Origin of the sequence: Sphingomonas sp. Ant H11 (assembly GCF_000797515.1) — a bacterium.
In the GTDB taxonomy this organism is placed as follows: Bacteria; Pseudomonadota; Alphaproteobacteria; order Sphingomonadales; family Sphingomonadaceae; genus Sphingomonas.
The window spans coordinates 1-2,816 of the sequence record NZ_JSBN01000177.1; the positions used below are offsets into that span (position 1 = coordinate 1).

The 2,816-nt window shown below is 69.4% G+C and carries 1 protein-coding gene and 1 pseudogene; both read right to left on the reverse strand.

Translation table 11 applies throughout. The features are described 5' to 3' along the window. Nucleotides 1-78: 78 nt before the first annotated feature. A pseudogene (gene nagE, locus NW75_RS21060) lies at nucleotides 79-1,801 on the reverse strand (N-acetylglucosamine-specific PTS transporter subunit IIBC). Next, the coding region (locus tag NW75_RS21065) for a putative PEP-binding protein (RefSeq protein ID WP_033967360.1) at nucleotides 1,798-2,816 on the reverse strand (1,019 nt) is incomplete at its 5' end. The pseudogene nagE and the gene NW75_RS21065, both read right to left, overlap by 4 nt.

The window sequence follows — 2,816 nt, forward strand, 5'->3', positions numbered from 1 at the left end:
GAGAAACCTGGCACAGCGCTTTGTGGCTGTTTCTCGACTACGCTCGAAGAACGGGGTAGCGCGCGTCGGGCCGGTGGCTCAGGCGGTGATCAGCCGGCCGAGCGTGGTTTCGTCGCCGAGCAGATGCAGCAGGCCCGGTGCGGGGCGTGCGACCGCGTGCAGGTTGAGCGCGTCGAGCGCCGCTTGGTCAGCCTTGGCCACGTCGCGCAGCGTGATCCGCAGCCGCCCGAAATAGCGCGCGCTGTCTGCAATATTGTCCGCGCCGCCCAGCGCCGCGAGCAGGGGCGCGGCGAGGGTTAGCGTGGGCTCAGCGGTCGGCGTGGCGGCGACCGGTGCGGTGACAGCACCGCCGCCCAGCGCCAGCGCATCGCGGATCTCGACCGAGACGACATCGGCGATCGGCCCCAGCACGACTTGCAGCGCGGTCGCCGAGGGGCGGATGATGCCGCGCGCGCGAGTGCCTTGAGCGCGGCGTCATCGACCAGCGCCTGATCGCGCACCACCAGCGCAGCCGCGTCGTGCAGGCACCGACGGTGGTGAGATTGCCCCCGCCGCCAAGCGCCTGCGCAAAGGCCGCACCACGCCCGCCTGCGACGACTGGGGAGGATGTCGCAGGGGTGTCGCTGAGCGGCTCACGGCCGGGGGGTCGCAAGTCCATCCGTTTGATGAAGAAACGGAAGATGCCGTAATAGAGCAGGAAATAGACCGCGCCGACCGGCAGCAGCAGCAGCGGGCGCGTCGCCTTGCCGTAGTTCAGCACGTAATCGAACAAACCGGCGGAAAAGCCGAAGCCGAGCTTGACGCCGAGCAGGTCCATCAGCGCCATCGACAGGCCGGTGAGCGCGGCATGGATGCCGAACAGCACCGGTGCCAGGAACATGAAGCTGAATTCGATCGGCTCGGTGACGCCGGTGAGCGCGGACGTGAGCGCGAGGCTGAACAGCATCCCGCCGACCGCCTTGCGCCGATCGGGTGCGGCGGCGTGGTACATGGCGAGGCAAGCGGCGGGCAGGCCGAACATCATCACCGGGAAGAACCCGGCCATGAAGCTTCCGGCGCTGGGATCGCCCGCGAAGAAACGGCGCAGATCGCCGGTGGTGCCGTGCCAGTCGCCGACGACGAACCAGGCGACGTTGTTGAGGATGTGGTGCAGCCCGGTCACCAGCAGCAGCCGGTTGAGCAGGCCGAACACGAACAGCCCCGGCGCGCCTGCGCTGGTCGCCGCGGTGCTCAGTGCATCGATGCCATTGCTGATCGACTGGAAGCCAAGCCCGACGACGAGCGCGAGCGCGAGGCCGGCCAGACCGCTGACGATCGGCACGAAGCGGCGACCGCCGAAGAAAGCGAGATATTCGGGCAGCTTGATCGCCGAGAAGCGATTGTAGAACAGGCCGCCGACCAGCCCCGACAGAATGCCGATCGGCACGTCGAGCCGCGCCATGACCTTGGCTTTCCACGCCGCTGTCGCCAGGTCGACCGAGGGGCCGGTAAAGCCTGCGATCGCTTCGGGGGGGACGGTCAGCAGCGTCTTGCCGGCTTCGGTCGTGACCAGGAAGCAGGTGACACCGGCGAGGCACGCCGCGCCATTGCCATCGCGCGCGAAGCCGGTGGCGACACCGATCGCGAACAGCAAGCCGAGATGGTCGAAGATCGCTTGCCCCGCCGCGCCGATAAAGGGCAGGCCGCCGGGGATGAGATCGGGCTGGCCGAGCCGCATCAGCAGCCCTGCGATCGGCAGTACCGCGATCGGCAGCATCAGCGCGCGGCCGAGCGGCTGGAGCGCCCCCAGGATCGATTTCATGCCGACATCTCCTTGGTCGCGAAGCTTCGGGCGAGGGCGCGCACCTCGGCGGCGGAGGTGCAGGCGAGCGCGGCGGCGGCATGATCCCGGCAGGCCGCGAGCGTGACGTCCGACACCAGCGCCTTGATCGTCGGCACCATCACCGGCGCAGTCGACAATTCGGTGACGCCGAGCCCGAGCAGGATCGGCACGGCGAGCGGATCGGAGGCGAGACCGCCGCACACGCCGGTCCAGCGACCGTGCGCGGCACCGCCGCGACAGGTTTCGCCGATCAGCCGCAGCACGGCGGGGTGGAGGCCGTCGAGCGCGCTTGCGACTGCCGGATTGGCGCGGTCCATCGCCAGCGTATATTGCGTCAGGTCATTGGTGCCGACCGACAGGAAATCGGCCTCGCGCGCCAGCAGATCGGCGGTGACGGCGGCGGCGGGGGTTTCGACCATGATGCCGAGCTGCACCGCCGTGGTGATGCCGAGTTCCGCGCACAGCCGGTCGAGCAGTGCGCGGACGCGGCGCAGTTCCTCGATCTGGGCGACCATCGGCAGCATGATCTTGCATTGGCCGGTGGGCTGTACGCTGAGGATCGCGCGCAGTTGCTCTTCGAGCAAGGCGGGGTGGGCCAGGCCGACGCGGATGCCGCGCAGGCCCAGTGCCGGATTTTCCTCGCCCGCGATCGGCAGATAGGGGGCGGGTTTGTCGCCGCCAATGTCGAGTAGGCGCACGATCAGCGGGCGACCTTCCAGCGCATCGGCGATTGCCTGATATTCGGCGGCCTGTTCGGCGACCGATGGCGCGGTGTCGCGTTCGAGGAACAGGAATTCGGTACGCAGCAAGCCGCAGCCCTCGGCACCATTGGCTACGGCAGGGGCGGCTTCGGCAGCGGAACCGAGATTGGCGACGACTTCGATGCGCGTGCCGTCGGCGGTGTGGCAGGGGGTGCCCGCCCGCGCGAGCGCGCTCGCGCGGCGTGCGGCGGCCTTGGCTTGCGCCGCCTCGGCTTCCGCCAGCTGGGCGGCCT